At 35.8% G+C, this 6,223-nt stretch carries 11 protein-coding genes; all 11 read left to right on the plus strand.

What is annotated here, in order from left to right; genetic code table 11:
* On the plus strand, positions 1–818 hold an 818-nt coding region (gene secY, locus N4A40_04315), incomplete at its 5' end, for a preprotein translocase subunit SecY (protein MCT4661064.1).
* Positions 819–861: 43 nt separating this feature from the next.
* Positions 862–1,509 (plus strand): adenylate kinase, encoded by a 648-nt coding sequence (locus N4A40_04320; GenBank protein MCT4661065.1) that lies wholly within the window; start codon positions 862–864, stop codon positions 1,507–1,509.
* 2 nt (positions 1,510–1,511) lie between these two features.
* Positions 1,512–2,258: a type I methionyl aminopeptidase gene (map, locus tag N4A40_04325; protein MCT4661066.1), complete on the plus strand. Its 747-nt coding sequence runs from the start codon at positions 1,512–1,514 to the stop codon at positions 2,256–2,258.
* 9 nt (positions 2,259–2,267) lie between these two features.
* Positions 2,268–2,540 carry a KOW domain-containing RNA-binding protein gene (locus tag N4A40_04330; protein ID MCT4661067.1) on the plus strand — a complete coding sequence of 91 codons (273 nt, stop codon included), beginning with the start codon at positions 2,268–2,270 and terminating at the stop codon, positions 2,538–2,540.
* A 23-nt stretch (positions 2,541–2,563) separates the two neighbouring features.
* Positions 2,564–2,782, plus strand: a complete 219-nt coding sequence (infA, locus tag N4A40_04335) for a translation initiation factor IF-1 (GenBank protein MCT4661068.1) — start codon at positions 2,564–2,566, stop codon at positions 2,780–2,782.
* Between the two features lie 17 nt (positions 2,783–2,799).
* Complete coding sequence (gene rpmJ / locus N4A40_04340) at positions 2,800–2,913, plus strand: 50S ribosomal protein L36 (GenBank protein MCT4661069.1); 114 nt, start codon at positions 2,800–2,802, stop codon at positions 2,911–2,913.
* 24 nt (positions 2,914–2,937) lie between these two features.
* Positions 2,938–3,306: a 30S ribosomal protein S13 gene (rpsM, locus tag N4A40_04345; GenBank protein MCT4661070.1), complete on the plus strand. Its 369-nt coding sequence runs from the start codon at positions 2,938–2,940 to the stop codon at positions 3,304–3,306.
* Between the two features lie 30 nt (positions 3,307–3,336).
* The gene (gene rpsK / locus N4A40_04350) at positions 3,337–3,738 is read left to right on the plus strand and encodes a 30S ribosomal protein S11 (GenBank protein ID MCT4661071.1); all 402 of its coding nucleotides are present in this window, start codon (positions 3,337–3,339) and stop codon (positions 3,736–3,738) included.
* Positions 3,739–3,797: 59 nt separating this feature from the next.
* Positions 3,798–4,745 (plus strand): DNA-directed RNA polymerase subunit alpha, encoded by a 948-nt coding sequence (locus tag N4A40_04355; protein ID MCT4661072.1) that lies wholly within the window; start codon positions 3,798–3,800, stop codon positions 4,743–4,745.
* A 26-nt stretch (positions 4,746–4,771) separates the two neighbouring features.
* The gene (gene rplQ / locus N4A40_04360; GenBank protein ID MCT4661073.1) at positions 4,772–5,113 is read left to right on the plus strand and encodes a 50S ribosomal protein L17; all 342 of its coding nucleotides are present in this window, start codon (positions 4,772–4,774) and stop codon (positions 5,111–5,113) included.
* A gap of 188 nt (positions 5,114–5,301) precedes the next feature.
* Positions 5,302–6,129, plus strand: a complete 828-nt coding sequence (locus tag N4A40_04365; protein MCT4661074.1) for an energy-coupling factor transporter ATPase — start codon at positions 5,302–5,304, stop codon at positions 6,127–6,129.
* Positions 6,130–6,223 lie beyond the last annotated feature (94 nt).

Here is a 6,223-nt window from a genome sequence, read left to right on the forward strand (position 1 = left end):
CAGCAGGAACAGCCTTCTTAATGTGGTTAGGCGAACAAATCACCGAAAATGGAATAGGAAATGGTATTTCTATAATCATTTTCACAGGGATTATAGCTAAGTTACGTATCGCGTTAATGGATATGGGACAAGCTGCAATGACTGGAACACTAAATATTTTACAGGTAATATTATTTGTAGGATTAGCGTTGCTTGTTATTGCGGGTATTGTTGCGATTCAAGATGGTAGCAGAAAAATTCCAGTTCAATATGCAAAAAGATTAGTTGGACGCAAGATGTATGGCGGACAGAGTACACATATACCATTGAAAGTCCTTATGGCAGGGGTTATACCAGTAATTTTCTCTACATCGTTATTGGCATTTCCACAAACTCTAGCATTTTTCTTTGATCCTCAAAGTGGATTTACTAGATTTGTACAGACATGGTTGACACAGGCTAAGGCTCCAGGTGTTTACGTGTATTCGACAGTGAATATATTATTGATTATATTCTTCACATACTTCTACACGGCAATACAATTCAACCCAGTTGACTATGCAAATAATTTAAAGCAAAACGGTGGATTTATTCCAGGTATTCGTCCAGGGAAACCAACGGCAGATTACTTAAACCGTGTATTGTCTAGAATTACAATTGTTGGTGCATTAGCATTGGCTTTGATTGCTACGTTACCAGCAATATTAACAACACTTGCTGGATATCCAATCGGCTTCGGGGGAACAGGATTGTTAATCGTTGTAGGTGTTGCATTAGAAACTATGAAACAAATAGAAGCTCAAATGTTGACAAGACATTATAAAGGCTTTCTTAACTAGTTTAGGCGTGTGATTGGTCGGTTGTTTAAAGGAGATGAATAATATGAGAGTTATTCTATTAGGTCCTCCAGGAGCCGGCAAGGGAACACAAGCAACAAGGATAGTTAATGAGTTTAATATCGCACATATTTCTACAGGTGAGATATTTAGACAAAATATCAAAGCTGGGACTGAATTAGGTGAGATTGCAAAACGTTACATTGATCAAGGTATGTTAGTGCCAGATGAAATTGCAATAAATATTATTCGTGATAGATTGCAAAAAGAAGATTGTAAGAACGGTTTTCTATTGGATGGATTTCCAAGAAATGCAATTCAAGCGGATGAATTAGATGAAGTTTTATCGGAGCTTCACATAGAGCTAAATCATGTGGTAAATATTGAAGTAGATGATCAAGTACTCATCGAAAGAATTGTCAATAGGCGAGTTTGTACTGAATGTGAGCATACGTTTCATTTGGTGTATAATCCACCAAAAAATGAGGGCGTGTGTGACATTTGCGGTGCAAAGCTGTATCAACGAGAAGATGATACAGTAGAAACAGTCACTAGAAGATTAGATATTTATCATGAATTGACAAAGCCATTGATTGATTATTATGATCAACATGGCATACTAGTCAGTGTAAATGGCTTACAATCCATCAATGACGTTTTCGGCGACATTGCTAAAGCGATTGGGAGCGAATAGGAATGATAGAATTAAAAAGTCAAAGAGAAATAGAGACTATAAGAAAAGCAAGCAAAATAGTTGCTGAAGCTCATCAATATGTAGCTGAGATTATACGTGCTGGAATGACAACCGCTGAGCTTGATAGAAAAGTTGAAGCGTTTATAATTTCAAAAGGTGGAGTGTCTGCTACAAAGGGTTATGCTGGGTTTCCAGGAGCGCTTTGTTTGTCCATCAATGAGGAGGTAGTTCACGGGATTCCCGGATCTAGAAAAATCAAAGATGGAGATATTGTCTCAGTTGATATCGTAGTTAAATTTGACGGATATTATGGCGATGCTGCTAGAACTATAGCAGTTGGAGAAATATCAGATACAGCTAAAAAACTTATAGAAGTTACAGAGCAGAGCTTTTTTGAAGGAATTAAATTTGCAAGAGAAGGCTATAGACTTTCTGATATTTCGCACGCTATTCAAACATATGTCGAAGAAAATGGATTTTCTGTTGTCAGAGACTATGTTGGACACGGTATTGGCAAGCAAATGCATGAAGATCCTCAGATACCTAATTTTGGTCTTCCTAATCGAGGACCTAGATTAAAAAAAGGAATGGTATTGGCCATAGAACCTATGGTAAATGAAGGTGTCTTCCAAGTTAAAGTCTTAGGTGATGACTGGACAGTTGTAACAAGAGATGGAAAACTATCAGCGCATTATGAAAACACTATTGTTATTACTGAGGATGATCCTGAAATTTTAACAGTATTGTAGGAGGTTACGATGTTAACCACAGAAACAATTGCACTAGCTCAGATTGTAAAATCTAAAGCTGGAAGAGATAAAGGTCGAGTGTTTATAGTCACTGAAATTGTGGACGAAAGCTATGTACACGTCGTGGACGGGGATTTGAGAATGGTTGATCGTCCTAAAAGGAAGAAGATCAAGCATTTACAAGTTACTGACACGATTCTAAGAGAACTTGTAGAAGCTATTAAGACAGGCTCTTTACAAGATGCGCAAGTTAGAAAGACACTTGATATATATAAAAAGTAAAGGAATGGGGGTTAAAAAACCTTATGTCCAAACAAGATGTCATAGAATTAGAAGGAACTGTAGTTGAAGCATTACCAAATGCTATGTTCAAGGTAAAATTAGAAAACGACCACATAGTACTAGCTCACATATCAGGTAAATTGAGAATGAATTTTATAAGAATTCTTCCTGGTGATCGCGTTACGCTCGAGTTGTCTCCTTATGACTTAACGAGAGGTAGGATTACTTGGAGGAAGAAGTAATAAGGAGGGATTACGAAATGAAAGTAAGACCATCAGTAAAAAAGATTTGTGAAAAATGTAAAGTTATCAGAAGAAAAGGTAAAGTAATGGTTATTTGTGAGAACCCTAAACACAAGCAAGTACAAGGCTAGTCATAGTATAGGAGGTGTGAGTTAATGGCCAGAATAGCAGGTATCGACTTGCCAAGAGAGAAAAGAGTTGAGATCGGTTTAACGTATATATTCGGAATCGGTCGTTCAAGATCAAATGAAATCTTGGCAAAGGCTAATGTAAATCCAGAAACAAGAATTAAAGATCTTACAGAAGATGAAGTTGCTCGTTTAAGAAGCACTATCGGAGAATACACAGTTGAAGGTGATTTAAGAAGAGAAGTCATCATGGACATCAAACGTCTTAGAGATATCAACTGTTACAGAGGTATTCGTCATAAAAAAGGTCTTCCAGTTCGCGGACAAAATACAAAAAACAACGCTAGAACGAGAAAAGGACCTAAGAAACTCGCTAGCAAGAAGAAAAAGAAATAATTAAAATGCTAGAGTAAAGGAGGGAATGACATGGCAGCAAAAAAAGTAGCGCGTAAAACTCGTGTGAAAAAGAGAGCGCGTAAAAACATCGAAAAAGGACAGGCACATATTAGATCGACATTTAACAATACAATTGTTACAATTACAGATATGAGCGGAAACGCAATTGCATGGGCAAGTGCTGGTCAATTAGGTTTCAGAGGATCTAGAAAATCAACTCCATTTGCAGCGCAAATGGCAGCAGAACAGGCAGCAGCTCAATCTATGGAGCATGGCTTAAAAACTGTAGAAGTTTATGTTAAAGGCCCTGGTTCAGGACGTGAAGCAGCAATCAGATCACTTCAAGCTGCAGGCTTAGAAGTTACATTGATTAAAGACGTTACGCCAGTTCCTCACAATGGTTGTAGACCACCTAAGAGAAGAAGAGTATAATTGTGATACAAGAGTCTTGTTTCACACCCTCAATTAAATATCGATAAAGGAGGGGCACGATGATAGAAATAGAAAAACCAAAAATTGAGTTAGTTGAAAAAAAAGAAGATAATTCATACGGTAAGTTTGTAGTAGAACCTTTGGAGAGAGGATATGGTATTACTTTAGGAAATGCTCTTAGAAGAATATTATTATCTTCATTACCAGGCGCTGCAGTATCGTCTATTAGAATTCAAAATATTTATCACGAATTTTCTACAATTCCAGGTGTAGCAGAAGATGTGACAGAAATCATTTTAAATTTAAAAGAAATGACAGCGAATATGACTACAGAGGAACCACAAACACTAATCATTGATACAAGTGAACCGGGACCTATTTTGGCAGGCGATATTACGGTACCTTCAGATGTAGAGATTTTAAACAAAGATTTAAAAATAGCTACTTTAGAAGCAAACTCTCATTTATATATGGAGATGCAGATGGTGAAGGGCCGTGGATACGTGCCAGCTGAAAAGAACAAAAGTGAAAATGACCCTATTGGTGTTATCGCTATTGATTCTATATTTACACCGGTTAAAAAAGTGAATTATAAAATCGAAAGCACTCGAGTAGGTGAAAGTGCAGACTACGATAAATTAGTACTTGAAGTTTGGACTGATGGTAGTATATCTCCAGAGGAAGCAACTTCATTAGGTGCTAAAATTATGAGTGAACACTTAAACTTGTTTATTACTTTAACTGATCATGTTAGTGATGTTGAAATCATGGTAGAAAAAGAAGAAGACATCAAGGAAAAAGTTTTGGAAATGACTATTGAAGAATTAGATCTTTCAGTTAGATCATACAACTGCTTGAAACGAGCTGGAATTAATACAGTTGAAGAATTAAGCAGAAAAACAGATGAAGACATGATGAAAGTTAGAAACTTAGGTCGTAAATCGCTCGAAGAAGTTCAAAAGAAACTTATTGAACTTGGATTAGGCTTGAGACAAGGTGATGAATAAGGTTTGAAGCTAAGGGAGGGATAACGATGGCTAAAAACAAGAAATTAGGACGTCCAACAGATCAGCGTATGGCTATGCTGAGAAACTTAACTACTAGTTTATTAAGAAGTGGTAGAATTGAGACGACTTATCCTAAAGCAAAAGAAACAAAAAGAATGGCTGAGAAAATGATTACTTTAGCAAAAAGAGGAGACTTGCATGCTAGACGTCAGGTACTATCAGTTGTTTATGATAAAGAAGTAGTAGCGACTTTATTTGATGAGATTGCTCCAAAGTATCAAGAGAGAAATGGTGGCTATACAAGAATCTACAAAATGGGACCTCGTCGTGGCGATGGTGCTGAAGTAGCTATTATCGAATTAGTATAGGAAGAAGGACTAAGTTTTAAGTGGCTTAGTCCCTTTTTTTATTTAAAAACTAAATACATATGGAATTTATATACGAATTTAATTTACTTTAACGTAGATATATTAGCTATAATTTGGTACAATAGTGCATGGAATCCTTTTTAATGTGGGTTTTATATTGAAAATAATCGATAAAAGGAGCACATACTATGAAAAAAATCATAGAAATTAAAAACTTAACTTATGAGTATAAAAATGACGAAGAAATAGATGTTGCAGCGGTTGATAATGTGACGCTAGATATATATGAGGGAGAATTTTTGGTAGTATTAGGACATAATGGATCAGGTAAGTCAACCTTAGCAAAGCAAATAAATGCACTTTCGCTTCCAACTAGAGGAGATGTTATAGTTAAAGGTATGAATACTAAAGATTCTGAGGAAATTTGGAATATAAGAAAAACAGCTGGAATGGTATTTCAAAATCCTGACAATCAATTAGTAGCGACTATAGTAGAAGAAGACGTTGCGTTTGGTCCGGAAAATTTAGGAATTGAACCGGAAGAGATACGAAAAATAGTTGATAAATCATTGAAAACAGTAGAAATGCTTGAATACAAAGAGCACGCACCACATATGCTTTCTGGTGGACAAAAGCAAAGAATAGCAATAGCTGGAGTATTAGCTATAGATCCAGAGATTATAATACTTGATGAACCTACTGCAATGTTAGATCCAGTAGGCAGAAAAGAAGTAATAGATACTATAATAAAATTGAATAGAGAGAAAAACAAAACTATAGTGCATATTACACATTATATGGACGAAGCAGTAAATGCAGATAGAATAGTTATAATGGAAAAAGGTAAAGTAATAAAGATAGGAACGCCTAAAGAAATATTTAGTGATGTTGAGCGTATGAAAGCTATAGGGCTGGATATACCGCAAGTTACCGAACTTGTTTACGAGTTGAATAAAACTGGATTTAAGCTTGATCCAGAAATACTTACAATAGAGGAATTGGTGAAGGCGATATGAGTATAGAAATAAATGATTTGAATTTTATATATAATGAAGGAACACCTTTTGAAAGACAAGCTTTAAAAAATATTAATTTGGAAATAAGCGATTC

The sequence above is a fragment of the Tissierellales bacterium genome, assembly GCA_025210965.1.
Classification (GTDB): Bacteria; Bacillota; Clostridia; order Tissierellales; family JAOAQY01; genus JAOAQY01.

Excerpts from the sequence above, each read along its gene's own strand:
- infA (MCT4661068.1), top strand. The coding sequence starts at position 2,564 with ATGTCCAAACAAGATGTCATAGAATTAGAAGGAACTGTAGTTGAAGCA.
- rpsK (MCT4661071.1), top strand. The coding sequence starts at position 3,337 with ATGGCAGCAAAAAAAGTAGCGCGTAAAACTCGTGTGAAAAAGAGAGCG.
- rplQ (MCT4661073.1), top strand. The coding sequence starts at position 4,772 with ATGGCTAAAAACAAGAAATTAGGACGTCCAACAGATCAGCGTATGGCT.
- rpmJ (MCT4661069.1), top strand. The coding sequence starts at position 2,800 with ATGAAAGTAAGACCATCAGTAAAAAAGATTTGTGAAAAATGTAAAGTT.
- N4A40_04330 (MCT4661067.1), top strand. The coding sequence starts at position 2,268 with ATGTTAACCACAGAAACAATTGCACTAGCTCAGATTGTAAAATCTAAA.
- N4A40_04320 (MCT4661065.1), top strand. The coding sequence starts at position 862 with ATGAGAGTTATTCTATTAGGTCCTCCAGGAGCCGGCAAGGGAACACAA.
- N4A40_04355 (MCT4661072.1), top strand. The coding sequence starts at position 3,798 with ATGATAGAAATAGAAAAACCAAAAATTGAGTTAGTTGAAAAAAAAGAA.
- map (MCT4661066.1), top strand. The coding sequence starts at position 1,512 with ATGATAGAATTAAAAAGTCAAAGAGAAATAGAGACTATAAGAAAAGCA.
- rpsM (MCT4661070.1), top strand. The coding sequence starts at position 2,938 with ATGGCCAGAATAGCAGGTATCGACTTGCCAAGAGAGAAAAGAGTTGAG.
- N4A40_04365 (MCT4661074.1), top strand. The coding sequence starts at position 5,302 with ATGAAAAAAATCATAGAAATTAAAAACTTAACTTATGAGTATAAAAAT.